We start from the raw sequence: 26,900 nt of genomic DNA, 5'->3' as shown, positions 1-26,900 counted from the left end.
CATTTAATGAGGTGGCTAAGCCTTTTTCTGATTTTTTTTCTTCTTTGGAGCTTTTCAGGAAATGGTCAATCAGGTTCTTACAAGATCAAGGTGCAGTATTTGCCGGTAAAGGTAAGCAACAAATACGAACTTGAAGCGACCGGAGTAAAACCCGGGAGCGAGATAATCACAATCAGGGATAAAGTGCTGCTTCAGACCGACTACACTATTGACTATCTTACAGGTTTCTTCTCTCTCTCCGAATCACTTTCATATTCAATTTTTGATACACTGAGAATTGAGTATCTGGCTCTTCAATCCTCCCTGTCGAAGATTTATAAAAAACGGGAACTACAGTCTTTTGTGACCCTGGCAGGGGAAGATACGATCAGGGGATTCAAAGGTTTTGACTCATTCCTGTCTCCCGATAACATTTTTGGGCAGAACATTCAAAAGAGCGGAACCCTTGTTAGAGGTTTTACTTTTGGAACGAATAAAGATCTCTCGCTTCAAAGCGGGTTGAAGCTTCAGTTAAGCGGGAAACTGACTGATGATATAGAAATTGTTGCTGCACTTTCTGACGAGAATACTCCAATTCAACCGGAAGGGAACACTGAAAGACTTGACGAAATAGACAAGGTATTTATCCAGATTACACACCCAAATGCGAGAGGCGTTTTTGGCGACTACGATCTTATTTCGACCCGAGGCGAGTTCGGAAGAGTGAGCCGAAAACTTCAGGGTTTATACGGTGAGGTGAAATACGATAAATTCAACGGTTTTTTCGCTTTGGCGAGTTCGAGAGGGAAGTTTAATTCAAATGTGTTTCAGGGACAGGAGGGAGTACAGGGACCATACAGATTATCAGGCAGCAATGGTGAAAGGGACATCATAATAATAGCCGGATCGGAAAAAGTTTTTCTGAACGGAGAAGAAATGCGACGGGGTGACAATAATGACTATACAATTGATTATTCCAGTGGTGAACTGATCTTTACTACAAGAAGAGTAATCACCTCTTCATCCAGAATAAATGTTGATTTTGAGTATTCAGACAGAAAATACGGAAGGAATTTTTTCTCCGCAGGAACTGATGGTGAACTCTTCAGTTCAAAGCTGAAATACAGCCTGCAATTCATTCAGGAGGGTGATGACAAAGATAATCCAATCGATTTTTCCCTTTCCGATCAGGACAAGGAGATTCTCAAAAATGCGGGCGGAGACAGAAACAAAGCCACAAAACCGGGTGAGAGGCTGGCGGATCCTGATTCAACAGGAAGAAGAAACGGGTTTTACGAAAAACGCGATACAGTGACGGGAACCGGTCAAGTCTTGCAATACTATCTGTATAATCCCGGTTCACAGAATGCTGTCTATAATGTCTCTTTTAGTTATACCGGTGCAGGGAATGGTGACTATACCAGAGAATCCATAGGGAAATTCAGGTATGTTGGGAAAGGATTCGGGGTCTATTCACCTGTAATTTTCATTCCTTTGCCTGAAAAACGGCAGGCAGCAAATTTCGTAATGGAGTACCAACCTCTGAAATACCTGCGTTTCAAAGGTGAGATAGCAGGAAGTGTATTGAACAAAAACCAGTTTTCAACTCTTGATGGTACCTCTGCAACCGGTTTTGCCCGCAACTTCGAGGCGACTTTCAATCCGGTAACTTTTTCAGTTTTCAATGTTGACTTCAGTTCACTCACCCTGAAATACAGGGAGAGATTTGTGGCTGCAGATTTCAGTTCTCCCGACAGATTTAATTCAGTGGAGTTCGACAGGGATTACAATACCGGGAATCTCTCGCAAAGGGGGGATGAAATACTTCGTGAAGCAGGATTCTCGTTATACCCGATACCGGGCACCGGAGTGGATGTTTCCTATGGCTACCTCAAAAACGGGAATAATTTCATCTCGGAAAGAATGAATGGTGCGTTCAGATCGTTTGAACAGGGGGAGAGAGACCTTTCCTACAGTGCTGATTTTGTTTCAACAGAAAATGTGTTGCTAAAGAGCGGATGGCTTAAGCAGAAGGCTTCAGGTACCTGGAAAATCGGGTTTATCAATCCGGGTGCGTTTTTTGAAAGTGAGATCAAAAAGGAGAGAATTATCTCTAATGACTCATTGCTATCGGGTAGCTATTACTTTTACGAAGCAGGACCCTTAGTGGAAATTCCTGTTCTTTGGGGGATTAATTTTACCGGGAAGATGATCTTCAGGGAGGATGAGGTTTCCGAGAGAGGGATTTTTATAAAGGAATCGAGGACAACAGGGCAGGAAGCTGGGATCAAATATCAGGGAAACAGGGATTTTAATATCGAAATGTCGGTGTCAGTCAGGGAAAAACGGTACGAACCGTCATTCAAACTTAAGGGATTTTCTGACAATCAAACGGTCCTTTTGAGAATGCGAAGCCGCTTCGCATTGTTTGGAAACGGGGTTAACGGTGATCTTTTTTACGAAGCCTCGACCCGAAGGGCATCTTTACTCGAGAGGGTTTTTGTAAAAGTTGAAAAAGGAACCGGAAACTACATCTATCTTGGTGACCTAAACAAGAACGGCCTGTACGATGAAAATGAATTTCAACCCGCCATTTACGATGCCGATTTTATTGCGATTACAATTCCGAGTGAGACCTTATACCCTGTAATTGACCTTAAAACCGGATTCAGAGTAAAGATTTTATTCAGAGATCTTGCTGAAGAAGGGCTCTCATTTTTGAAACCGCTGGATTTTATCAGCAGTGAAACAACGGTGAGAATCGAGGAAAACAGTAAAGAAAACGACATTGAGAAAATCTACCTTCTTAAACTTTCCTGGTTTTTGAATGATAAAAACACGATCAAGGGTGCACAATCGATTCTTCAGGATATTTTTATTTTTGAAAACAATTCAGACCTGAATTTCAGATTGCGATTTAATGAGAGGAACAGTTTCACAGAGTTCAGTGGAGGTGCTGAAAGAGGTTTGCTGACAGAGCGCAGTCTAAGAACCAGATTACGACTTGTAAGAGAGTTTAGTATTCAGGCAGATGTGATGCTCAATTCCAATAACCTCGCGGCTCCACCTGCTTCGCTTCGTAACCGGAAGATTAATTCTACAGATTTTGTTCTCGATTTTTCTTACAGACCCGAAAATTATATTGAGACGGGATTTATAATTAAGACCGGTGTTACGAAAGACGAGTACCCGGCTACTCCGACGGAATTGAGGACCAACAGTCAGATATTAAGAGTCAATTTTTCATTTGCCGGGACCGGAAGAGTCAGATTTGAAGTTGAACGGGTGGAAATCATTAAAAACGATACTGAAAACTTCCTTCCATTTGAGTTGACCAATGGTAATCTCGTGGGGAAAAATTATTACTGGAGGCTTAATTTTGATTACAGGATATCAACCAACCTTCAAAGTACTTTGGGATATGACGGTCGTTCCCTGGGAGGCGGAAGGGTAATTCATTCAGCAAGGGCAGAGGTCAGAGCATTTTTTTAGGAGACAAAATGAAAATCATTGATGATATAGTAGAAGCCCACATTTTCAGGAGTTCGGGAGAAAAACATGAACTGCTTTTATTGCGAAGGTCACAGACAGAGGAAGTTTATCCCGGTGTGTGGCAGCCTGTGACGGGTAGAATGCATGAAGGTGAAAAAGCCTGGGAGGCGGCACTTCGGGAGATAAAAGAGGAGACCGGGATTACCCCTGATCAGTTTTTCGTTGTGCCAAATGTAAATTCGTTTTACAATCCTGCGAATGATTCCGTAAGTCTTATTCCGGTATTTGCCGGAAAGGTGGATAAAAATGTAGAAGTAGTCCTGTCCGATGAGCATGACGAATATATGTGGTGTTCGCTTGAGGTGGCACTTCCATTGCTAGCCTGGCCCGGCCAACGAAAGTCGGCAGAGCTTATAATGAATAAGGCAAAAGATGAAAAAATCTATTTTGATCCGGTTAAGTTGATTTAGAGCAGAAATTTTGTTTAATTACAAGGTTAAGTTTTTTTATTTTCGCTCGCACACATTTATAATGAGGAGTTAGATTTGAGCCTATTAATAGTCGGTTCCGTCGCCTTTGATTCCGTATCCACCCCTTTCAAGTCTGTTGATAATGCACTTGGAGGTTCTGCCACATATATTTCACTGGCAGCAAGTTATTTTACCGCACCTGCATACATAGTTGGTGTGGTGGGAGATGATTTCCCCAAAAAGTATTTTGATCTGTTGGAATCTCATAATGTCAATTTGACAGGAATGCAGGTGGTTGAAGGGGGAAAAACTTTCAGATGGGCAGGCAAATACCATTATGATCTGAACACACGGGATACACTTCTGACCGAGTTAAATGTGTTTGAATCTTTCAATCCTGTAATCCCCGACAAACTGAGAAAATCCTCATACATTTGTCTTGGGAATATCGATCCTGTTCTTCAGTTAAGAGTGCTTGACCAGCTCGAAAATCCACAGTTTGTGGTCTGTGATACCATGAATTACTGGATTGAAGGAAAGAAAGATGTGCTTGCCGAAGTTCTCAAAAGAAGTGATGTGTTAATCATAAATGATTCGGAAGCAAGGCTTTTAGCGCAGGAACCAAACCTGATTAAAGCTGCCAAGATTATCAGGGAAATGGGTGCAAAAATTCTGATAATCAAAAAAGGCGAACACGGTGCACTGCTTTTCACTGAGGATGTTGTGTTCTCGGCACCTGCATACCCGCTTGAAATGATAAATGATCCAACCGGAGCCGGTGACTCTTTTGCCGGAGGATTTATTGGATATCTGCACAAAACCCAGGATTTAAGTCCTTCGAACATCAAGAGGGCGGTCGTTTACGGCAGTACCATGGCATCATTTTGTGTTGAACAGTTCAGTACAGAGGCTCTTGAAAATCTTTCCTATTTGCGGATTCAGGACAGGTACAGGGAATTTTTGACGATTTCAAGATTTGATGAGATCTGATTCCTGGTTTTCCATAAAATTTCATGATGGCAGGCTTTTGTTTCTCGATCAAACAAAGCTGCCATCTTCTGAAGAATATATCCATACTGACAACCCGGAAAGAGTTGCAGAAGCCATAAAACGGCTTGAGATCCGGGGAGCACCCTTGATTGGAATTGCAGCCGCCTACGCTTTGGCTCTGTCAGTTAAAGGTGGTTTTTCAGAGCAGGTTTTTCATTCCGCTTTTCAATTACTCGCCTCCACAAGACCCACAGCTGTAAATCTTTTCAACTGTCTGCAGAGAATGAAAAAATTTTGTTTCGATCTGCCCGTTCAGGAGAGGAATTTTCATAACCTCCTTTTGGAAGCAGAGCGCATTCATTCCGAGGATGAAATGATGTGTGAGCAAATTGCAAACAACGGTCTCGAAATATTCAAAGGGAGATCGACAGTTCTTACGCATTGCAATACAGGCAGGCTTGCGACAGGTGGAATCGGAACTGCTTTCGGAGTGATACAAAGGGGATTTGAAAGTGAACTCATACAACATGTCTATGCTGATGAAACCAGACCTCTTTTTCAGGGCTTGAGACTCACTTCATACGAACTTTCCAAAAATGGAATTCCTTTCAGCATCATTCCGGATTCAGCCGCGGGAGTCCTGATCAGGGATGGTAAAATCGATCTTGTGATCACTGGAGCCGACCGTATTGCATCCAACGGCGATTCAGCGAATAAACTAGGTACTTTTACCCTGTCAGTGTTGTGCAAGGAATACAAAGTTCCTTTCTACATCGCCGCACCATCGACAACCATTGATCCCGTGGCGTCGGGATTCTCCGATATTCCGGTTGAGGAAAGATCACCAATGGAACTTGTTCAGTATCTTTCATCGGGTTACACTTCTCTCAATTTTAACAGTTTCAATCCATCCTTCGACATCACTCCTTCAGAAAACATTACCGGTATAATCACCGAAAAAGGTATTTTCAAATTTCCTTACAGCTTTAGATAATGGGAAACAGTCTTGTAAAAACCGAGGCTATTGTTCTTTCGAGGTTGAAGTTCAGTGATTCAAGCAACATAATCAGTTTTTACACCAAAACTTCAGGAAAAATCAGCGGATTGGTAAAAGGGGCAAGAAACATCAAATCGAAATCAGGACTTGCCACAGATGTCCTTAATCTTGTTGAGCTTTTCTATTATGACAAAGAGGGAAGAGAACTCTATACAATCAACTCCGCCGAACTGATTTTTCATCCCAAGGAAATAATGACCGATCTTGAGGCAATAAGTTGCGCGACTTCAGTCATCGAACTTTTGAAAGAACTTACTCCACCTCACGAAGAGAACGACAGACTTTTTAGAGGGACGGAAAAAATTATCAGGTTGATGGACTCCAAAAAAGAGCCTTCCCTGATACTGTTGCTCAGATATTTTCTGTTCATCCTCGATGAGTCAGGTGTGGGTATCCATTCGCAGACCTGTTCTTCATGCGGTTGTGAAATTTCAAAAGATACGGGAGTGAGATTTGATTCCGGATTTGGAATTTTATGCGAAAAATGTGCGTTTGAAAAAAGAAGGGGCATACATATTTCCATGGAACTTTATGGTCTCCTTTTCTGTCTAAATAGCGGTAAACCGGTTGACAATTTCGAATCAAAATCAGTCAGGCAGTTGTTAAATTTACTTGAGACTTATACACGAACCCATTTTGAAACTTTTAAAGGCTTAAAAGCATTAAAAATATTAGGAGATTTATAGATAAAAACTTACTTCCTGGTTATCTATTTAACAATTAAACAGTAGGATTAGAAAATGAGAGGAAAGAGCGTTCTTGGGGCAGTTGCCCTTGTAGTACTCGGAATTCTTTTTGGAGCGGTTTTGGTTTCAGGCTTCGGATGGGTGAAACCCGGTCTCGCTGATGTAAAGCTTGGAGCCGACAAGTCGCCGGTAATGCCAAATGCTGAGCTAAACAATTTCAGTCAGGCGTTTATTGAAGTGTCTGAAAAGGTCACTCCTTCGATTGTCCAAATCAATGTAGTTGCTGAAGCAAAGAAAGGACAGGGCTTTGATTTCTTTCCATTCGGTGATATGGATGGTTCTCCGAAAGAATCGGAGGGTTCAGGAAGTGGTATCATCATCAGCAACGACGGTTACATTCTCACCAATAATCATGTGGTGGAGAATGCAAAACGGGTTGAGGTAATTCTCAACGACAGAAGGAAGTTTGAAGCCAAGGTAATCGGTACAGATCCGTTGACAGACCTTGGAGTAATAAAGATTAATGCGACAAATCTTCCTGCCGCCTACCTTGGAAACAGTGACGGTCTCAAAGTTGGTCAGTGGGTAATGGCAATTGGTAATCCGCTTTCACTTTCTTCGACTGTGACAGCCGGAATCATAAGTGCATTGAACAGAGGTTCTCTCCGGTTAATCAACGACAGTTATGGTGTGGAAAATTTCATTCAGACAGATGCGGTTATCAACCCCGGAAACAGCGGTGGAGCCCTTGTCGATTTAAATGGTGCAGTAATTGGAGTTAATACAGCCATTGCCACCAGAACGGGAACATACATAGGATATGGCTTTGCCATACCGATAAACCTGGCTCAGACTGTTGCAAAAGATCTCATTGCAAACGGCAAGGTTAGCAGAGGTTACATTGGAGTACAAATCAGGGAAGTGGATGCGGCACTTGCCAAATCACTTGGATTAAGCAGGCCAACAGGTGTGATTATCGAAAAAGTTGTTGAGGGTGGTTCTGCATCAGATGCCGACATCAAAAAAGGTGATGTGATCCTGAAGATAGACGGTAAGGAAGTTAATGCACCCAATACTTTACAAAGTCATGTTGCGGGTAAGAGTGCGGGTTCAAAAGTTGTTCTTACCATCTGGAGAGACAACAAGGAAATTGAAAGAACCGTCACTCTCAAACCAAGAGGTGATGACAATGTTGCTGTGAAAGACAATTCAGACCGACCTGAAAAGGAAGATAATTCGTCTTCGGAGCAAATTAAACTTGAGAATATTGGATTAACACTCAGGAACTTAAAAGCCGACGAGTTAAAAAAATACAAGCTTGACAACGGAGTATTTATTGCGGATGTGAAACCATACAGCCTTGCTTACGATCAGGGCCTTGGAAGAGGACTCGTAATTACAAGAGCAGACAGAAAAGATGTTTCAACCGTTGCTGATATAGAAAAAATATTCAAGAGCAGCAAAGGCAGGGCAGTACTACTGGAGGTAGCGGATAATCAGGGTAATTCAAGATATGTGGGAATAGAGATTCCTGATTAATCCCTGAAATAAACATTTGCTGAAAAATGCCGGTCTGACCGGCATTTTTTTTATTTTTGGCAACACAATTTCGGAAATTATGTCACATATAAGATATTTAACAGCCGGAGAATCACACGGCAAAACTTTGGCAGTCATCATCGAAGGATTCCCTTCAAATCTTCGTATTGATATTGATAAAATAAATCTGGAACTCTCCCGCAGGCAGGGCGGATACGGCAGGGGCGGCAGAATGAAGATAGAGAAGGATACCGCAGAGATTGTTTCGGGTGTACGGTTTGGTAAGACGACGGGCTCACCAATTTCAGTACTTGTAAGGAATCGCGACTGGGAGAATTGGGGCACAAAAATGTCGGTTGAACCCGTCGATGAAGAAATCGAAAAGATTGTAATCCCCAGACCCGGGCATGCCGATCTTGTCGGGGTAACCAAATATAATCTCGATGATATACGAAACTCAATCGAACGATCCAGTGCAAGAGAAACTGCTGTCAGGGTTGTCGCAGGGGCATTCGCAAAACAATTGTTGTCTCAATATGGAGTTGAGATTTCAAGTTTTGTTGAGAGTATCGGTGGAGTCAACGGATCAGGAGATTTGTATTTCCGGTTATTGAACAACGAGGATGTAATTTTTACTGAGATTCTCAAAATTGCTGAGGAGAGTGAGCTCCGGATACCTGACCCTGAAAAAGAGGAAGAGATTAAAGAGAGAATTCGACTTGCAAAGAAGGAGGGTGATACCCTTGGTGGCGTTTTTGCAGTAGTGGCTCGGGGATTGGTTCCCGGAGTTGGCAGTTTTGTTCATTATGACCGGAAACTGGATGCAGCAATTTCCCACTCAATGATGTCGATTAATGCCGTTAAAGGTGTGGAAATCGGGACTGGCTTTGAAGGTGCGGCAGTACCCGGATCGATGGTGCATGATGAGATAATTTTGAGAGACGGAGTTATTTCAAGAAAAACCAACAGAGCCGGTGGAATTGAAGGCGGTACGACAAATGGTGAGAGTATTTTGGTCAGAGCAGCAATGAAACCAATCGCCACTTTAATGATGCCACTAAGAAGTATTGATCTCTCATCATTTGAAGAAATTGATGCCCGCAGGGAAAGGAGTGATTTTACCGCTGTTCCTGCCTGTGCCGTTATCGGAGAGAGTGTACTTGCCTGGACGCTCGCTGAATTTTACCTCGACAAATTTGGCGGTGACTCGGTTGAAGAGTCAGTCGACAACTTCACTCAATACAAAAACAGGATTTATCAGAGATTAAGAGAAAACTTTGGGAGAGATCATGAAAGTTAAGTCATTTGTCTTCAGTCCTTTTGATGAGAATACTTTTGTGGTCTTCGATGAGGTAACCAAAGAGACTGCAATCATCGATCCGGGATGTTACAACCTCGAGGAGGAGGAGGAGCTTGCAGATTTTATTGAGAAGAACCGGCTTAGAGTTAAATATCTGATTAATACCCACTGCCATCTTGATCATATTTTCGGAAACAATTTCGTTAAACAGCAATACGACCCCGAATACCTTATTCCTGCAAAAGACCTTTTCCTTCTCGAGAATGCCCCAAAAATGGGAAGGGCATTCGGCATCGAAATGGAGGAAGTGAAACTGCCCGATGGATTTTATGATGAAAACTACACTTTTAAAATCGGGAGGTATATCTTAAAACCCGTTTTCACACCGGGACATACTCCCGGAGAGTACTGTCTCTATTGTGCAGAAGAAAATATTTTGATCGCCGGGGATGTACTCTTTGCAGGGAGCATCGGGCGAACTGATCTTTGGGGAGGAGATTATGATATTTTGATCAATTCAATTAAATCAAAATTATTGACCCTGCCCGATGAGACGATTGTTTATCCAGGGCATGGAGAGAGTACAACGATTAGAAAAGAAAAAGCGACAAATACTTTTCTGGTGTGAGGCTCATTTCCGATAAATTTGTATAAATTTCAGAATGGAAATCTGAATTTTGCACAAAATTTTACCGGTATACAAAATGAAAAAGCTTTACAAAATATTATTCCTTTCTCTCATACTCGTTTCCACCTCATTTTCGCAGCTAAACTTCGATACGGTCTCCAATCTCCAGGTTGGAATGGGTATCTTCTACAAAAAATATATAGAATACAGCAAACCGTGGAATATCTATGTTCTGGAAATTGATCTGAATGTCCCCTACAATTCTATTGAAACAATAAAGGCTCAAGACAGACTTGCAGGTTTTGAAAAGACGAGTTCAATGGCAAGGAGGATGTCATACCCGGGACACATAGCTGTGGGAGCCATTAATGGTGATTTTTATGGCGGTACCGGAATCCCGATCAATATCCAGATTCGTGATGGACAATTACTCAGAAGACCAAGTGTCCAATCGACTGTAGGTTTCAGTGACAACAAAAAACCGATGCTTGCAAGAGTGAATTTCTCAGCATCAGTAAAGAAAGGCAACTCTTCGACCGCAATTAACGGTGTGAATGAAAACCGGGGTACGAATCAACTGATACTTTTCAACAAGTTTTATGGTACAAATACCGGTACAAATATTTATGGTACCGAAGTGGCAGTAAAAAGCATTTCACAGTGGTACGCAAACGATACCGTAGTTTGCATAGTAACAAACAAGGTGACAGGTACGGGAGGTATGGCTCTCAATGATTCAACCACGGTGCTTTCAGGTAACGGCACTGCCGCAACCTGGCTGAGTAATCTTGCGGTTGGTGATACGGTCAAGATATTTATGGGATTGTCACCCGGTGTTGCAAAACTGAAAGAGCTGATCGGAGGATTTCCAAAGATCGTTTACAATGGTGCTGATTATGTCGATCAGGGTTATCTTGAAGAGGGGGGACCGTCACATACCTATGAAAGACATCCGCGCACTGCTGTTGGCTTCTCTCAGGATTCAAGCAAAATTTATTTTGTAGCTGTAGATGGAAGGTCTGCACAAAGTGTTGGAATGACACTTCACGAACTTGCTGATTTTATGCAAAGAATTGGTATTTATCAGGGAATTAATTTTGATGGTGGTGGGTCCACTACCGTGTTTGTTCGCGATTCAGTCATGAATGTTACTTCTGATGGTGTCGAGAGATCGGTAGCCAATGCGATGGCTGTATTTACTTCAAGTCCGCAGGGTTCTCTTGACAGAATCCGTATTTCACCAGGGTCATACCGGTTATATCACGGGGAATCGGTGTCGTTTTCAACCTATGGATTTGATCAGTATTTTAATCCTGTTCCACTCACGCAGGGAAATCCGGTTTATTCGGTTACGCCGGGAATTGGTACCCTGACCGGGAACACATTTACGGCAGGAAATAATCCGGATACCGGTTTCGTTTATGTCAACTATCAGGGATTTCGTGATTCTGCACTGATAATTGTGAAGGGTATTACCAGGATACAGTTAAATCCCCGTTATTCTGTTACAGATTCGACCCGGATTTTGGAGATAAAAACTCAGGCATGGGATATGGACGGAACACCCAGGAATCTGGCAGCAAATCTTTACGCATGGTCAGTCTCTGATCCAACCATCGGGACTATAGACTCCACAGGAAAGTTTAAAGGTCGTGACAACGGTTTTGTCACCGTCTATGCAGATCATCGCGGAAACAAAGATTCGGTTCTGGTATCGGTTGAGATTGGTGAGGGAATCCGGCTGGTTGACGGGATGGATGACCTGCAGGCATGGACAGTTGATTATCTTCTGATGGATACATCCGGCACAAATTTGTCGATCGCCATCGATACTTTTACAACAGCTCCCGGTTCATTCAAATTGAATTACAAATTCACTTATGCAACCGGTGTTTTCAATTATATTTACCTGAAGACCGATAAGCAGATTTACGGAGTGCCGGATTCGATTCATGTTGATGTGAAGGCTGATGGACCACAACACCATGTGACATGGCTTGTGACTGATGAAAATGATGAACCATTCAGAATTACAATGGCACAGTATATCACTTCCGTAATTTTCCAGGAGACAAAAACTCCTGTAAGCCGTGCTGTTCCTGCCGGAACAACGGGTACACTTTACTTTCCGTTGAAACTTAAGGAAATCCAAATCAGGATGGGGAGTTCGAGAGTGCCGGGCCAGGTTTATTCCGGTACCATATATCTGGACAATCTTAGGGTCTCTTATCCCACAGAGGCGCCTGTTTCGGTACGGGATATGGAAATGCCGTCAGGTTTTGGTTTATGGGGCAACTTCCCGAATCCTTTCAATCCCGAAACGACAATTTCTTATTCATTGGATAAAGCCGGTAATACTTTGCTTGATATTTACGATATAACCGGAGCAAAAATTGAAAGCCTCGTCAATGCTTTTCAGGCCCCAGGAAAATATCACACGACCTGGAAAGGAAACAAATACACAAGTGGAGTTTACTTTGCCGTTTTAAACCGGGAAGGGGATATAAGAGTTCACAAGATGATACTTCTAAAATGAGAACTTCAGAATCTCAGAACCTCAGAATCATGAGGTTGTGTGAACTGAAGCAGAGAATAATTTATAATTCCGATCAACTTAAAATCTGAAAATATATTGTATATTTACGCGTTAATTGAATTGAAATAACAGGATTTCATTGGAGAATTTTCTCAAGTTCAGGATCGGTAAATACGAATTCTTCATCCCGCTAAAGAATGTAGTGAGGGTATTGCCGGCTGCTGCCCTGAAGGAGTATCCTGTCTCTGAAGGCAGTTTGCTTCTGGGTTACATCATTCTCGAAGGAGAACCTGTAGCGGTGTTCGACATTTATCAGAGGGTTGGTTTAACCTTCCCCGGAATGGATATATCCCACAAGATGATATTGATGAAGAGAAATGGATTCAGGTTCCTTTTGGTGGTCGATGAGGTCGCCGATGTACTCGAACTCGATCCTGCCCAGTTCAATAATTTTGCGATGAACACATACACAAGCGGCAGTGTCCTCATCGATTCCTCCGGAAGATTCATTATAAATGATCTTGGGACTTTTATAAAAGAGGATGTGCTGTTGGACCTCACAACGGGCGAAAAAATTTTAGCAGGTGAAACCCATGAGCAATCTTGACAGTATCAATCTTTACAAAAAATTTACCACCTATCTCGAAAAAAAATACGGATGGTTCATCATTCCGTCGAAAATTGAGAATACAGCTTTTATTCTTGGCAAACTGTTAATCAAATTTGGAGAGACCAAATTGATTGATCTCTTTGAGAGTGATGTTAATTATGATTCCTTTTCTGATGTTGATGAAGAGTTGATTGACCTTTACTCGGTGAATGAGACTTACTTCAACAGGGAACCCGAGACTTTAGCTGTATTACCTGAACTGGCGGGACACGCTTTCCGGCAAAACGGTAAACTAAATCTTTTGTGTGCCGCATCTTCCTCGGGCGAAGAAGTGTACAGCACCGCGATTGCGATGGGTGATCGTTATTTGAACGATGAAATAATGATTTATGGTATCGAGATAAATCAGAAGATGATCAGAATCGCAGGAGATGCCCTTTACAACGACTGGTCGCTCAGGACCTGCGCTTCCGGCTTCAAAGAAGAATATTTTTACGCTGTTGATAAAAGGTATAAATTAAAAGACGAGTATAGAAAGAACATATCCTTCATAAGATATAATTTGCTCTCACCAAATTTTTATTACTTCCTTGCCGATATCAAGTTTGATATTATCCTCTGTCGCAACCTTTATCTCTATCTCAATGCGAGTGCCATAGAAGCAGTAACGGACAATCTTTTACGGGTTCTTAATCCGGGTGGATTTTTGATTACCGGTCTTGCAGAAGGAGCTCTCTCCACGAAATTGAGATCGAGGAATTATAAAGAATACAGAAATATTTTCAGGTTCTGATGGAAGAGGAAATCAGAAGAAAGACCCTTCTCGGAAATGCCGAAAGACTTGCGCAACTGCCAAAATCATCAGAGGCCGGGAAAAACCTTGATGCATTTGTCGCTTTTTTCGTAGCCGGTGAGAAACTCCTCATTTCGGCTGATAATGTGGTGGAGGTAATTAAATACAGGGATGTTACTCTTCTTCCCGGCGTCGACGACAAGCTTGCAGGAATTTATAATTTCAGAGGTTCGGTGATAGGGGTTTTCAACAGCGACAGGATTTTTGGAATCGATTCCGTATCCCGAGCCCTGCACAGGTACCTCCTGATTTGCAGTTGCAGTGATATCTATTTTGCCATTGTGTGCGAAGATGTCGGCGGTATCGAACATCGCGATCCTGAATCCATAATGGGAGGGGAGAGCCACGCACTTTTGCCCGTTATTTTTTCCGGAATTTTTCAAGACTCAGCCAGATGTGTTGATATCGATAAATTGATGGAAAATGACATACTCAGAATTTTATGATCTTAAACAGGCTTAAACATGAACTGGATTAACAGTATTTCGACCCGGTGGAAATTATTTTTCTCTTTCTCGGGACTGATTCTCTTTGCATTTCTTCTTATATACTTCAATCTTGATGCTTATGACAGTATCGGAAAGATAACCGGTGACAAAGTGTCATCGTACATCAAGACTGTTTCGCATTTGAATACGCTTCAGAAATATGCCACTACAATCAACGAGGAGGTTGCTTCGTCACTTCCGGAATTGAGCTATGGCAGGTTGGAGGAATATGAGAAAATTAAAATATCTTATCTGAATCATATTGACTCCTTGAAAATAAGATTCGGCAGTGTGGAAGAAAACAATAATCTTACAGAGATAATCAGATCATCGGAAAATTTTATTTCCGCAACCGATTCGATATTAAAATACTTGTCTAAAAACAGCACAGCCACACCTTCCGACCCTCTGCTGGCAGGAAGACTTTCGAAATCGGAGCATTATTCATTCAGTAATCTGAATCTTGTAATCAATAATCTTATCTCGGCATACCAGTTGAAGTCTGAGCAAAGCTTCAATTCCGTCGACAGTATCCTTTCCAACAAGCGGATGCTTCTTTACATTACAGGAGGCATACTTGTTATCCTTGCAATTGTGCTGATTGCTTTTCTCAACTCGAATCTTGCACTTCCACTCCTTGATTTAAGCAAAAGCGCACAACTCGTGGCAACGGGCGACCTCACGGTAAAAGTAAACCATACAGCAAGGAAAGATGAAATTGGAGTACTTGCGAAGTCCTTTTCCGAGATGATCACTTCTTTGAAGAGTATTACAACAGAACTCGATGAAGCTGTAAATATCCTTAATACATTTACGAACAAGATATTCAGCAATACTGCGGAACTTGCAAGCAGTTCAACGGAAACGGTGGCAGCCATCACCGAAACAACAGCAACAGTTGAAGAGGTGAGGCAGACATCGTACCTCTCGAATAAAAAGGCAAAGGAGGTTGCCGAGAGAGCCCAGGAATCTTTCGACATCTCCGCATCTGGTCAGGAATCGACCAGATCAACTATTGACGGGATTCAGAGATTTGGTACTCACATGAACTCCATCACGGAAAACATCCTGAAGTTAAATGAGCGGAGCCGGCTGATAGGCGAAATAATCGCTGCAGTCAACGACATCGCCGAACAATCCAATCTTTTGGCAGTGAATGCCTCAATCGAAGCAGCAAGAGCAGGGGAGCAAGGAAAGGGTTTCGCTGTTGTGGCACAGGAAATCAGAAATCTCGCAGAGCAGTCGAAACAATCAACTTCACAGGTCAGACTGATTCTTCAGGACATACAAAATTTTGTTAATTCTGCAGTCTTGTCGACCGAACAGGCTTCAAAAGCTCTTGAGGACGGGATAAAAACATCCAATCAAACGGGGATTGTAATTTCTGAACTGGTAAAGAGCATCGAACTCTCGTATGATGCGTCACTTCAGATTACCTCTTCAAATCAGCAGCAACAGATCGGGATGGACCAGATTGCCACTGCCATGGAAAACATAAGAACTGCCAGTGCACATAATGCCAATTCAACAAGGGAAGTAGAGTCATATACAAATCAGTTGTTGAATCTTGGGAGTAACATCGCGAACCAGATAAAGAAGTTCAAATTCGTGAAGAATGATGGATGACACTTTCTTCAACAGGCTTTTCAAGACATTTTCCGTTGAAGCCGAAGAGCACCTTTCACTTATGTCATCAGGTTTTCTAAAACTTGAAAAGATCGCATCTCCTGCAATAAACGCACCTGAACTGCTGGAAGAAGTGTATCGTGAGGCACACAGTTTGAAAGGTGCATCAAGAGCTGTTGGTCTTGAAGCTGTCGAGTACCTCCTGCAAAATATTGAATCATATTTTTCTTTGATAAAAAAAGAAGAAATAGAACCATCCCCCGGGGATTATGACATCCTCTTCAGGGCTATCGATCTTACAAGGGAATCAATAGAGCTAAAAAAAAATGGTGCTGACGATCTAGAGAATCAGGAAGCAATGCGACTTTTGACTGAAGAGGTCAAGGGTATGTCAATCGGTTCAATATTGAAATCAAAACCTAAAGAAAATCAGGAAGAAGTCTCTGCCCCGGCATCTAAAAATGATGCAACTGAGGGATTCTCCACATATAATTTTAATCTGAACCAGCTCCGAAAAAAGATTCAAGAGAAACAAAAAACAGAAGATTCCTCCTCATCCGTTAAAATAGAGCCCCTGGCTCATGAAGAAAAGCCTTCCGAAAAAACCATTGAAAAAGTAATTGTCAAATCCAGACAGCCCGACACTTCCGCATCAAGAGTGATACCCGAAACCATTCGAGTTAACACTGCAAAAATAGATGACCTCCGTACCAGAACAGAAGAGCTGTTGAACATAAAACTTAATTACGATCAGCTCCTAAATGAGATAAAGGAGATGAACTCGATTGTTTCGGGCGGACAACAGACGGTAGAGCAACTTACTGAAAAGTTTAACAGACTGCTCGCATCTGTGGATTCATTTCCCCCCAATCTTAAATCGCAGTTTATCGAACTCGCAGAAAACTTTAAATCCCTGTCACAAAATTCTTTTTCAAGCAGACGGAGGGTTGCTGAACTGACATCTGCCGTAAAAAAATATAAAACAGCCTCCCGAAGAATAATTGATGATGTGAATGATTTTACCCAGACACTCTTTATGCTGCCGTTCAGCTATGTGCTCGATTTCCTTCCCAAAGCTGTTCGTGATTTGTCAAAAACCTTGAACAAGGAGGTGGAACTTACTATTACCGGAGCTGACATTGAGGTGGACAGGCGAATCCTTGAAGAAATCAAAGACCCTCTTTTGCATATTATCAGGAATAGTATCGATCACGGAATAGAGAGTCCAGCTCACAGGCTCAACATCGGGAAACCCCGGTCGGGGAGTATCAAAATTGAGATATCGGGTCCTGCTGAAGGAAATATTATCCTGAGCATCACCGATGACGGTAAAGGGCTCGATGTCGATACACTTAAGTCGAAAGCGGCTGAAAGAGGTTTGTTGAAAGGGGATGAGCCGGAACCGATGATCGAATCAAGAGTTTCGGAAGTGATTTTCTACTCCGGAGTGTCAACTACCGGAGTGGTAACCGACATCTCCGGCAGGGGGCTCGGAATGAGCATAGTGAAAGAAAAAGTGGAAAAATTGAAAGGGACCATATCAGTTAACTCTGTGAGAGGGAAACTCTTCAGAGTGACAATGAGGCTTCCTGTCACCATTTCTTCCACAAGGGGAGTGATGGTGAGAGCCGGTGCTCTCAGATTTATAGTTGAGTCTCAATACATTTCAAAAATTACCAGACTGAACAGAGACTCGATAAAATTTTTCGGCAAGGGTTATGGCATCCAAAGTGAAGAGATGGTAATACCCGTAAAAATAATGAAAAGTGAACTGGGTATCGACAATTCTCCGCTGACAGATTCTGTTATCCCGGCGTTGTTTCTCAAAGCAAAAGGGCGCTCTTTGGCACTTCTGGTTGACGAAATAAATGATGAACTTGAAATTATAATTAAATCGTTTCAACCACCCATTGACGGTATCAAACTTTACACAGGGGCGACAATACTCGGAGACGGGAAACTCTATCCGGTGCTCAGCTCCACATGGCTGATGGGTCTCGAAGAAACATCGACGGGTGATCTAAGACTTCTTGCAGACAGAAAATCTGTAAAAGTGCTGGTTGTGGATGATTCGAAAACATCAAGAACACTGTTACAGGAGATTCTTGACTTCGCAGGCTTTAAAGTCGATATTGCGGAAGACGGAGTGGAGGCATTTGATCTGCTGGTTTCCGGAAAATACGATGTACTGGTTTCAGATATCGAAATGCCTAAAATGAACGGACTCGAACTGACCGTGAAGGTAAGACAGACTCCCGAACTTTCGAAACTTCCGGTTATACTTGTTACCGGACTTGCGAGGGAGGAAGATAAAGCCAGAGGCGTAAAAGCGGGTGCCAACGCGTACATTTTGAAAAAGAGTTTTGATCAATCAGTATTGATAGACACTATCAATTTTTTTGTCAATAATAAAGATATTTAACTGTTTTATTAGTAATTATTTAATCTCTTTCATAAATTAACAGACGGGAATTTTACAATTCTCTTTTTTAATTTCGAAGAACGATTTGGAGATTCGAGGAAGCAATGCAAAATCATATCCTGGTGGTGGAAGACAGTCCGACTCAACTTGAGCAACTTGCCTATATTCTTGAAAGTGAAGGTTATTCGGTTAAAACCGCAGCCAACGGATCAATTGCAGTCCGACTGATTGAGGAAGAAAAACCGGCTCTTGTTATTACTGATATCCTGATGCCTGAGATGGATGGTTATGACCTTTGCAAGCATGTAAAGTCAAACAATTCTACAAAAGACATTCCCGTAATGCTCCTCACCAATCTTTCAGATCCACACGATGTTATTAAAGGTCTCCAGTCTGGAGCCGACAACTTCCTCACCAAACCATATAACAAAGATTTCCTCCTGTCGCGTGTAAAATACATACTTGTTAATCAGGAGATCAGGCTTTCTTCGCCTGTATCGAATATGGGAATGGAAATAGTCTTCGGCGGTAAAAAATATTTTATTAACTCCGACAGAATTCAGATCGTGGATCTTCTCCTCTCCACCTATGAAAATGCAATTCAGAAAAACGGGGAACTCGCTGAAGCCAATCAACAGCTTTTAAGGATGCATCGAGAGCTTGCAAAGAAAAACCATGAACTTGAGAAACTGAACAAGGATAAGAACAAATTCCTTTCGATGGCGGCGCACGATTTGCGTAATCCGGTCGGTGCAATTCTTTCTTTTGGCTTGATTCTGCAGGACGATCTAAAGAAAAAATTCACCGAAGATGAGCTTGAATTTGTAAAGATTATTGTGAAATCGAGTGATTTTGTTCTTCAGCTCCTGAATGAACTTCTCGATATCTCTGTAATTGAATCGGGTGAACTTAATCTTAAAACAATGGATGTCGAATTCACCAATCTTGTTCAAAACAATATCGCGTTAAATAAAGTGCTTGCCGACAAGAAGAACATCGAATTGAAATATGAATCGAATGTTGAGGAGATTGAAATTAATGTCGATCCGGTAAAAATCGAACAGGTGCTGAACAATCTGACATCGAACGCAATAAAATTTTCATTTCCTGGAAATGCAGTCACATTGTTTATAAAGAAGATGGCGAATGAACTTGTATTTGGAGTGAGGGACAATGGTCAGGGGATACCGGCAACTGAAATCAACAAATTGTTTATTCCATTTGAAAAGTTGAGCGTTCGTTCAACTGCGGGTGAAAAAAGCACCGGACTCGGTCTTGTGATCGTGAAAAAGATTATGGAAGCTCACAAAGGAAGAGTTGAGGTAACGAGCAAGCAGGGCGAAGGTTCCGTCTTTTCCTGCACATTACCTCTGTAATCTATTTTCGTTCCATTTCAGAGAGATCCGGAATAATCTTCATCTCTTTTGGTGAGATATAACTGTACATGGCAGGGATGATAAACAGTGTAAGAATTGTTGAAAAAATCAACCCGCCAATAATTGCAATACCCATTGAAACTCTGCTTTCCGAGCCTGCACCCAAAGCCAAAGCGATAGGCAGTGTACCGAGGATAGTGGAAAGACTTGTCATCAAAATAGGTCTCAATCTCAGTTCAGCAGCTTCTTTTACTGCTTTTAATCTGTCTGAACCGGCTTCTCTCCTCTGATTTGCGAACTCCACTATAAGAATTCCATTTTTCGTAACCAGTCCGATCAGCATAATCTGACCTATCTGACTGAAAATATTCAAAGTCTGTCCGAAATATGCGAGTGAAATCACCGCACCTGCTATAGCCAGGGGTACTGTGAGCATAATAATAAAAGGATCTCTGAAACTCTCAAACTGTGCCGCAAGAACCAGATAAATCAGAGCCAGTGCGAGCAGGAAGGTAAAGATGAGTGACGAAGAACTTTCGGCGAAATCTTTGGAAGCTCCATCAAGGGCTGTTGTAAACTTATCACCGAGAACTTTTTCAGAAATCCTGTCCATCTCTGTGATTCCGTCACCAATTGTCTTTCCTTCTGAAAGACCGGCAGAGACGGTGGCAGATGCGTAACGGTTATAACGGTAAAGCTGCGGGGGTGAACTTCTTTCAGTCAAAGTGACAATGTTATCAAGCTGAATCATGTCACCCCTCTTGTTCTTCACAAACATCGAGCGAAGATCGAGAGGCTCATTTCTGTTTTCCCTTTTCAATTGACCGATTACCTGGTACTGTTTTCCATTTCTGATAAAATAGCCGAATCTTTGTCCGCTTAAAGAAAACTGAAGAGTTGTTGCAACATCTGAAACAGAGACACCAAGGTCTCTGGCTTTTGATCTGTCAATTTCTACAACAACTTCCGGTTTATTGAATTTGAGATTCACATCGGTTACTGCAAAAACGGGGCTTTGTCTTACTTCACCGAGGAATTTTGGCAATACCTCCCTTAGATCCTCGAAATTGTTCGCCTGAATTACATATTGTACCGGCAGTCCGCCTCTTGAACCTCCACCAATCGACTGTTCCTGAATTACAATGGTTCTGGCGTCATTCAACTTTCGCACAGCAACAGTCAATTCCTGAGCTATTTCCTGCTGCGTTCTGCTCCTGTCCTTTGGGTCTTTTAACATAAGACGGATGAAGCCGGAGTTTGTGGAACTGCCACCGAAACCCGGAGCTGTCACAGAAACGAGCGCTGCCTCCTCATTTTGAACGAGACCATGCACCTGCTCCACGAGTTTTTGAATGTACCTGTCCATGTAGTCATAAGATGTTCCTTCGGGAGCGGTTGATTGAATCCTGAGAGCACTTCTGTCTTCCTGAGGTGCCAGCTCGGACTGGAGCCCGCCACCAAAAAAATAGATGGCACCCAAAGCAAGAATGATGAGAGGAAATGAAATCCAGCGGACTCTCATAAATGCTTCCAGAGCCGAGTGGTACGCTTTTGTCATCCACTCAAAAAACGGTTCGGTAAGATTGTAGAATTTCGAATGTGACTCGGAGGACTTCAACATTTTCGAGCTGAGCATCGGAGTGAGAGTAAGAGCCACAAATGCCGAGATGATTACTGATCCGGCGATTACAAAACCAAATTCCTTGAACAGTTTTCCGGTTAAACCCTGCAGGAAGACTATTGGCAGAAAGACAGAAGCAAGTGAAACGGTTGTGGAGATAATTGCAAAAAATATCTCCGATGAACCCTTTGCTGCAGCCTCGACCGGCGTTAAGCCATCCTCAATTTTTTTATAGATATTCTCAAGTACCACAATGGCATCATCCACCACAATACCGATCGCAAGTACAATACCGAGTAGTGTCAGTACATTGATGGAGAAACCGGCAAGGTACATTATAAAAAAAGCACCGATTAATGAAATGGGAATAGCCAGAATCGGGATAAGTGTCGTGCGCCAGTTCCGGAGGAAGAGGAAAATTATCAGAATCACAAGTCCGAAAGCAATAAAAATTGTTTCCATCACTTCCGAGATTGACTGTCTTATGAAGGTGGTCGCATCAAAACCGAGCTGTATATTCATATCGGCAGGGAGATCTTTTTTGATTTCTTCAATTCTTTTGTGGAATTCGTCTGCAATCTCGATATGATTACTGCCGGGGAGAGGAACGGCGACGAGACCAGTCATGGGCACACCGTCACGCCTTAGAATGGTTCTCTCATTTTCCGGATAATATTCAGCGTAACCGATGTCCGAAAATCTGACCGTGTTTCCTTGTTCTTCTCTTATTATAAGATTGTTGAAATCTTCAGGTGTCTGAAGAAGTCCGAGAGTCCTGACAGTAAGTTCTGTATTGTCTCCTTCAAGCCGTCCCGACGGGAGTTCAACATTTTCAAGTCTCAGGACATTTCTAACCTCGACCGGTGTAACCTTAAATGCATTCATCTTTGCCGGATCGAGCCATAACCTCATTGAATATCTTTTTTCACCCCAAATCTGAATCTGACTTATACCGGGGATAGTCTGAAGTTTTTCCTTCAGTACATTTCTCGAATAATCAGACAGATCGAGAATGCTTTTTTCCTTTCCGTTTACATTCACCATCACAATTGGAATGGCATCTGCATCAGCTTTTGTTACAACGGGCGGGTCAACATCGGGAGGTAATAGATTTATTGCCCGGGAAACCCTGTCTCTTACATCATTGGCTGCGGCTTCAAGGTCGACATCGATATCAAACTCGACCGTAATAAGGCTTCTGCCGTCTCTGGATGAAGAAGTCATGCTTCTAATACCGGCAATTCCATTGATCGATTCTTCGAGCGGTTCTGTAATCTGGGCTTCGATAACCGTGGCATTAGCACCGGTGTAATTGGTTTGGACTGTTATAATCGGTGGGTCAATACTGGGATATTCTCTCACCCCGAGCGAGGTATAACCGATTACACCAAATAGAACAATAACCACCGACATAACGATGGCGAGAACCGGTCTCCGTATGCTTATTGAAGATAGACTCATTCCGTTTTTCCCTGCGTTTCAACTCCTGAAAGCTTAACCGGACCACCATTTTTCAATTGAATAAGTCCCGAAACAATGAGAGTATCACCTTCACTTATTCCGGAGATAATCTGCACAATTTTTTCCGTTCTGTCACCAATCTCAACAGGGAAGGAGACTGATTTTCCATTTTTAAAGAGGTACACCGACTGACCTGATATTTCAGGCACGAGGGTTTCGGTCGGAATAAGTATTGTTTTTACTGGAGCAGTAAGTTTAACTTTGACTTCGACTACCTTACCGGGAATCAAACCCTTTCCACTCCCTGTTACATAAGCTCTTGCCTTGAGAGTGGCTGTCGTCTGATCAACTCCCGGCTCGAGGGCATAGATGTTTGCACTCAGCTCCTCAGCACCGTTACCGGTACTAAAACTTATGTTTTTTCCGGTGTTTAAATAAATGGAATAATTCTGTGGTATGGTGAAGTCGATTTTTAGTTTTGATCTGCTTTGAAGTGTTGCGATTTTAGTTCCCGGTGCCACGAAGGCGCCTTCAGAGAGGTATCTCAAGCCTATTTGTCCTGCAAAAGGAGCCCTGATTTCAGTTTTTAATATTTGAGCCTCGATCAGGTCAATGTCAGCGGAGATCGATTCAAATTCGAATCTGGCATTGTCAAATTCTTCCTTGGTGGTCCCGTTAACTTCGAGAAGTTTTTTCTGTCTGTCGAGTTTTTGAGCGGAGAGTTCGAGTCTTATTCTGTTCTTTTTTAGTTGTGCCTGAAGGTCATTGTCATTTATTTTTACAAGGAGTTGTCCTTTGGTAACATTTCCCCCCTCCTTGAAATTTATTTTTACAATTTTACCTGAAACCTCGGGTGACAGATCCACCCATTCGTCCGCGATTACCTTCCCCATCACTTTAATTTCGGAGGAGAATGAATCATATTTCAACACCTTCCCTTTAACTAAAGCCGGACCTTGCTGCTGTTTGCTCGATGATTTGCCTTTTCCGGCGTCATCTTTCCCGTCACCTTTGATCAATGGATAAATCACCAGACCGCCTGCAACAAGTACGATCAGCGCATAAATAAATATTTTGGTCCACTTTGACATATTTTAACCATTACTTAATGAAAAACCGGGAAGATATACTCTTCAATCTAAACTAAAATTTCAGCAACAAATATAATCAGTCCTGCCAATATCATCAACCCATAAAAAAGAGATATGATTCAATATTCCAACTTTATCAACCAAAAATTATTATATTTAATAACCAAAATTTTGAGAAAATAATGAAACCAGCTCCGGCTAAAAAGCATCCCGAACTTAAACCCTCTGCTTACAGGTGGAAGTGTAACCTTTCGACATTTAACTTTGAATCCACAGAAGAGATAGAACCAATAGAAGGAATTATTGGTCAGGACAGAGCAATAAAAGCACTTCGACTGGGCGTGGGACTGAAAGCTTCAGGATACAACATCTATATTGCCGGGCTTTCGGGTACAGGCAAAGCCTCGACGGTTAAAAAAATGTTGGAGATTCTGGCGGACAACAACCCGGCGCTGTTTGACTACTGCTATGTGAACAACTTTAAAAATCCGGATCAGCCTGTACTTCTTACCTTCCCCGCAGGTATGTCACTTAAATTTAAATATGATGTAAACTCCTTGATTTCACTCCTGAGGGAGAGGATTCCCCAGGTACTGGAATCGGAGAGTCTTAACGCAAAGAAAAATGCCATAATCGAGAAGTTCTCGAAACAGGAGCAATCGCTGATTACGGGCTTTGAGGAAATGATAAACAAAGACGGGCTGACGCTCGGGCAGGTTCAGGTTGAAGATGGGGTGCGTCCTGAGATAATGCCGGTAATTAACAAAAAACCGGTTCTTATAACAACAATTGAGGAACTCGTTTCCAAAGGTGAACTGACAAAGAAAAAGGCTCAGCAAATTTATGATGCCTATTCTGCCCGGCAGCAGGATTTGATGATTCTCGTCAAAAAACATGTGAAACTTTCGCAGGATTTGCAGACCGAGATCCGCAACATTGAGAAGAGTGAAGCTGAAGCTCTAATTAAAGGTGCAATTATCTACCTGAATGAAAATTACAAGGATGGAAAAACTGCGGACTGGATTGCGACCCTCGAGAAGGACATACTTGAGAATATTCAGTTGTTTAAGCTTGCGATGTCGAATCCCGAGGCAATTGCAGAATCCTTTCCACTCGATCCGTTCCGCGCTTATGATGTAAATATTCTTTTGGATAATGCGGGGATTAAAGACAGCCCTGTAATAATCGAAACCGCACCTTCAATGAACACTCTTTTTGGGAATATTGAGAGAGTATCAGACAGGAAAGGGAATTTCTATGCAGACTTTTTGAATATTAAAGCAGGATCGATGCTTCGGGCAAACGGAGGTTTTCTGGTTTTGAGAGTCAGTCACCTTTTTGAGGCTCCGGGTGTCTGGAAAACACTTAAACGAATCCTTACCTATATGATGCTGGACATTCAGGATAACCACATCTACTATCAGATGGCACCTTCCTCTTTGAAACCGGAATCGATACCCATTGATTTAAAAGTAATCCTTATCGGGAACTCGTATATATATTCACTTCTCGCTGAACGGGAGGATGATTTCAAGAAAATTTTCAAAGTAAAAGCTGAGTTCGACTACGAAATAACCCGTTCGAAAGAGATTCTCGTACAGTATGCACACATTATAAAAAAGATAATCTCCGATGAAAATTTGAAGGAATTTCATAAGTCTGCCATAGCTTCCGTGATGGAGATTGCAGCAAGGTATGCCGGATCGAAAGATAAACTCACTTCACGCTTTTCTATGCTTGCGGATGTGGTGCGAGAGGCTTCTTTCTGGGCTCAAGAGGATAATTCATCAAAGGTCAGGTCTGAGCATGTCCGTCAGGCGTTCGCCAATGCACGGGAAAGACACGACCTGTGGGATGAAAAATATACAGAAATGATAGCCACAGACAGAATTCTGATAGATGTGGCAGGGAAGAAGGTCGGTCAGGTAAACGGACTTGCGGTTTATGGCAGCGATATTATTGCGTTTGGTAAACCTGCCCGCATCACTTCCGCTGTTGCTCCCGGAAACGGTGTAATCATCAATGTTGAAAAAGAATCAGGGCTGTCAGGGAAAACCCATGACAAAGCGATACTGATTATCGCAGGATTTTTAAGGGAGACCTTCTCTCATATAGTCCCGCTTGCAGTCTCTGCCACGGTGGTCTTTGAACAGTCATACGGAAACATAGATGGTGATTCAGCATCGATTGCTGAAATGGCTGTGATACTTTCAGCGATTTCAAAATTGCCGGTTAATCAGGCGATTGCCGTAACCGGATCAGTTAATCAGAAAGGGGAAGTGCAGCCGATAGGCGGGGTCAATGAGAAAATCGAGGGTTTTTATAAAGTCTGTAAAGAGAAAGGTTTCACCAAGTATCAGGGTGTGATTATCCCTGTTTCAAATATCGACGATTTGATGCTCGATGAGGAAATTCAGGCTGCCGCCAAGTCAGGCCTGTTCCATATATGGCCCGTTTCGCATATTTCTGAAGCATTGGAGATACTTCTCGGTGTCAGGGCGGGGGAGAAAAACGAGGAAGGTCATTTTCCCAGAAATACTATCTATGGTATTACTGCTGAGAATCTCAAAAAGATGTATATGTTTGCGAAGGATCCCTTCAAACTAAATAAACATCCAAGATCAACGCAACCTGAAACAGTGGCGGGGGAACAAAATCTTAAAACTGCCGAGTAA

The 26,900-nt window shown here is 42.3% G+C and carries 18 protein-coding genes; 16 read left to right on the top strand and 2 right to left on the bottom strand.

Translation table 11 applies throughout. From position 1 onward, the window contains the following. The first annotated feature begins 6 nt into the window (after positions 1–6). The 15 genes from LCH52_03275 (at position 7) to LCH52_03205 (ending at position 20,052) form a co-directional block, all read left to right on the top strand. Positions 7–3,471, top strand: a complete 3,465-nt coding sequence (locus LCH52_03275) for a hypothetical protein (protein MCA0387495.1) — start codon at positions 7–9, stop codon at positions 3,469–3,471. Between the two features lie 8 nt (positions 3,472–3,479). After that, positions 3,480–3,941: an NUDIX domain-containing protein gene (locus LCH52_03270; protein MCA0387494.1), complete on the top strand. Its 462-nt coding sequence runs from the start codon at positions 3,480–3,482 to the stop codon at positions 3,939–3,941. Between the two features lie 75 nt (positions 3,942–4,016). Continuing rightward, positions 4,017–4,931 carry a PfkB family carbohydrate kinase gene (locus LCH52_03265; GenBank protein MCA0387493.1) on the top strand — a complete coding sequence of 305 codons (915 nt, stop codon included), beginning with the start codon at positions 4,017–4,019 and terminating at the stop codon, positions 4,929–4,931. Next, positions 4,921–5,925 (top strand): S-methyl-5-thioribose-1-phosphate isomerase, encoded by a 1,005-nt coding sequence (gene mtnA, locus LCH52_03260; GenBank protein MCA0387492.1) that lies wholly within the window; start codon positions 4,921–4,923, stop codon positions 5,923–5,925. The genes LCH52_03265 and mtnA overlap by 11 nt, the downstream gene beginning before the upstream one ends. Then, positions 5,925–6,674 carry a DNA repair protein RecO gene (recO, locus tag LCH52_03255; GenBank protein MCA0387491.1) on the top strand — a complete coding sequence of 250 codons (750 nt, stop codon included), beginning with the start codon at positions 5,925–5,927 and terminating at the stop codon, positions 6,672–6,674. Before mtnA ends, recO begins: the two co-directional genes overlap by 1 nt. 54 nt (positions 6,675–6,728) lie before the next feature. Continuing rightward, positions 6,729–8,213: a Do family serine endopeptidase gene (locus tag LCH52_03250; protein ID MCA0387490.1), complete on the top strand. Its 1,485-nt coding sequence runs from the start codon at positions 6,729–6,731 to the stop codon at positions 8,211–8,213. 88 nt (positions 8,214–8,301) lie between these two features. After that, positions 8,302–9,513 (top strand): chorismate synthase, encoded by a 1,212-nt coding sequence (aroC, locus tag LCH52_03245; protein MCA0387489.1) that lies wholly within the window; start codon positions 8,302–8,304, stop codon positions 9,511–9,513. Next, positions 9,503–10,141 carry an MBL fold metallo-hydrolase gene (locus tag LCH52_03240; GenBank protein MCA0387488.1) on the top strand — a complete coding sequence of 213 codons (639 nt, stop codon included), beginning with the start codon at positions 9,503–9,505 and terminating at the stop codon, positions 10,139–10,141. The genes aroC and LCH52_03240 overlap by 11 nt, the downstream gene beginning before the upstream one ends. A gap of 76 nt (positions 10,142–10,217) precedes the next feature. Beyond that, positions 10,218–12,677, top strand: a complete 2,460-nt coding sequence (locus tag LCH52_03235) for a phosphodiester glycosidase family protein (GenBank protein ID MCA0387487.1) — start codon at positions 10,218–10,220, stop codon at positions 12,675–12,677. Between the two features lie 139 nt (positions 12,678–12,816). Further along, positions 12,817–13,284, top strand: a complete 468-nt coding sequence (locus LCH52_03230; protein MCA0387486.1) for a chemotaxis protein CheW — start codon at positions 12,817–12,819, stop codon at positions 13,282–13,284. Further along, positions 13,271–14,080, top strand: coding sequence for a hypothetical protein (locus LCH52_03225; protein ID MCA0387485.1), 810 nt, complete (start codon positions 13,271–13,273; stop codon positions 14,078–14,080). Before LCH52_03230 ends, LCH52_03225 begins: the two co-directional genes overlap by 14 nt. Beyond that, on the top strand, positions 14,080–14,586 hold the full coding sequence (locus LCH52_03220) for a chemotaxis protein CheW (protein ID MCA0387484.1): 507 nt from the start codon (positions 14,080–14,082) through the stop codon (positions 14,584–14,586). Before LCH52_03225 ends, LCH52_03220 begins: the two co-directional genes overlap by 1 nt. Positions 14,587–14,604: 18 nt before the next feature. Beyond that, positions 14,605–16,254, top strand: coding sequence for a methyl-accepting chemotaxis protein (locus LCH52_03215; protein ID MCA0387483.1), 1,650 nt, complete (start codon positions 14,605–14,607; stop codon positions 16,252–16,254). Next, entirely contained in the window at positions 16,244–18,676 is a 2,433-nt protein-coding gene (locus tag LCH52_03210) for a response regulator (protein ID MCA0387482.1), read from the top strand. Before LCH52_03215 ends, LCH52_03210 begins: the two co-directional genes overlap by 11 nt. A 104-nt stretch (positions 18,677–18,780) precedes the next feature. Continuing rightward, positions 18,781–20,052, top strand: a complete 1,272-nt coding sequence (locus tag LCH52_03205) for a hybrid sensor histidine kinase/response regulator (GenBank protein ID MCA0387481.1) — start codon at positions 18,781–18,783, stop codon at positions 20,050–20,052. Between the two features lies 1 nt (position 20,053). Here LCH52_03205 and LCH52_03200 read toward each other — a convergent pair whose 3' ends face one another. Together LCH52_03200 and LCH52_03195 are read right to left on the bottom strand one after the other, a co-directional pair. Beyond that, on the bottom strand, positions 20,054–23,134 hold the full coding sequence (locus tag LCH52_03200; GenBank protein MCA0387480.1) for an efflux RND transporter permease subunit: 3,081 nt from the start codon (positions 23,132–23,134) through the stop codon (positions 20,054–20,056). Continuing rightward, positions 23,131–24,225, bottom strand: a complete 1,095-nt coding sequence (locus LCH52_03195; protein MCA0387479.1) for an efflux RND transporter periplasmic adaptor subunit — start codon at positions 24,223–24,225, stop codon at positions 23,131–23,133. Before LCH52_03195 ends, LCH52_03200 begins: the two co-directional genes overlap by 4 nt. Before the next feature lie 182 nt (positions 24,226–24,407). Between LCH52_03195 and LCH52_03190 the strand changes: the two genes are divergently transcribed. After that, entirely contained in the window at positions 24,408–26,900 is a 2,493-nt protein-coding gene (locus LCH52_03190; protein MCA0387478.1) for an AAA family ATPase, read from the top strand.

This window comes from Bacteroidota bacterium (assembly GCA_020161395.1).
Classification (GTDB): Bacteria; Bacteroidota; Ignavibacteria; order Ignavibacteriales; family Ignavibacteriaceae; genus UTCHB3.
This window is presented reverse-complemented; position numbering and strand designations above follow the sequence as displayed.

Bases quoted from the DNA above. Each gene is read 5' to 3' on its own strand.
- LCH52_03235 (MCA0387487.1), top strand. From the start codon at position 10,218: ATGAAAAAGCTTTACAAAATATTATTCCTTTCTCTCATACTCGTTTCC.
- recO (MCA0387491.1), top strand. From the start codon at position 5,925: ATGGGAAACAGTCTTGTAAAAACCGAGGCTATTGTTCTTTCGAGGTTG.
- LCH52_03200 (MCA0387480.1), bottom strand. From the start codon at position 23,134: ATGAGTCTATCTTCAATAAGCATACGGAGACCGGTTCTCGCCATCGTT.
- LCH52_03215 (MCA0387483.1), top strand. From the start codon at position 14,605: ATGAACTGGATTAACAGTATTTCGACCCGGTGGAAATTATTTTTCTCT.
- LCH52_03250 (MCA0387490.1), top strand. From the start codon at position 6,729: ATGAGAGGAAAGAGCGTTCTTGGGGCAGTTGCCCTTGTAGTACTCGGA.
- LCH52_03240 (MCA0387488.1), top strand. From the start codon at position 9,503: ATGAAAGTTAAGTCATTTGTCTTCAGTCCTTTTGATGAGAATACTTTT.
- LCH52_03270 (MCA0387494.1), top strand. From the start codon at position 3,480: ATGAAAATCATTGATGATATAGTAGAAGCCCACATTTTCAGGAGTTCG.
- LCH52_03205 (MCA0387481.1), top strand. From the start codon at position 18,781: ATGCAAAATCATATCCTGGTGGTGGAAGACAGTCCGACTCAACTTGAG.
- LCH52_03210 (MCA0387482.1), top strand. From the start codon at position 16,244: ATGATGGATGACACTTTCTTCAACAGGCTTTTCAAGACATTTTCCGTT.
- LCH52_03225 (MCA0387485.1), top strand. From the start codon at position 13,271: ATGAGCAATCTTGACAGTATCAATCTTTACAAAAAATTTACCACCTAT.
- LCH52_03190 (MCA0387478.1), top strand. From the start codon at position 24,408: ATGAAACCAGCTCCGGCTAAAAAGCATCCCGAACTTAAACCCTCTGCT.
- mtnA (MCA0387492.1), top strand. From the start codon at position 4,921: ATGAGATCTGATTCCTGGTTTTCCATAAAATTTCATGATGGCAGGCTT.
- LCH52_03220 (MCA0387484.1), top strand. From the start codon at position 14,080: ATGGAAGAGGAAATCAGAAGAAAGACCCTTCTCGGAAATGCCGAAAGA.
- LCH52_03195 (MCA0387479.1), bottom strand. From the start codon at position 24,225: ATGTCAAAGTGGACCAAAATATTTATTTATGCGCTGATCGTACTTGTT.
- LCH52_03275 (MCA0387495.1), top strand. From the start codon at position 7: ATGAGGTGGCTAAGCCTTTTTCTGATTTTTTTTCTTCTTTGGAGCTTT.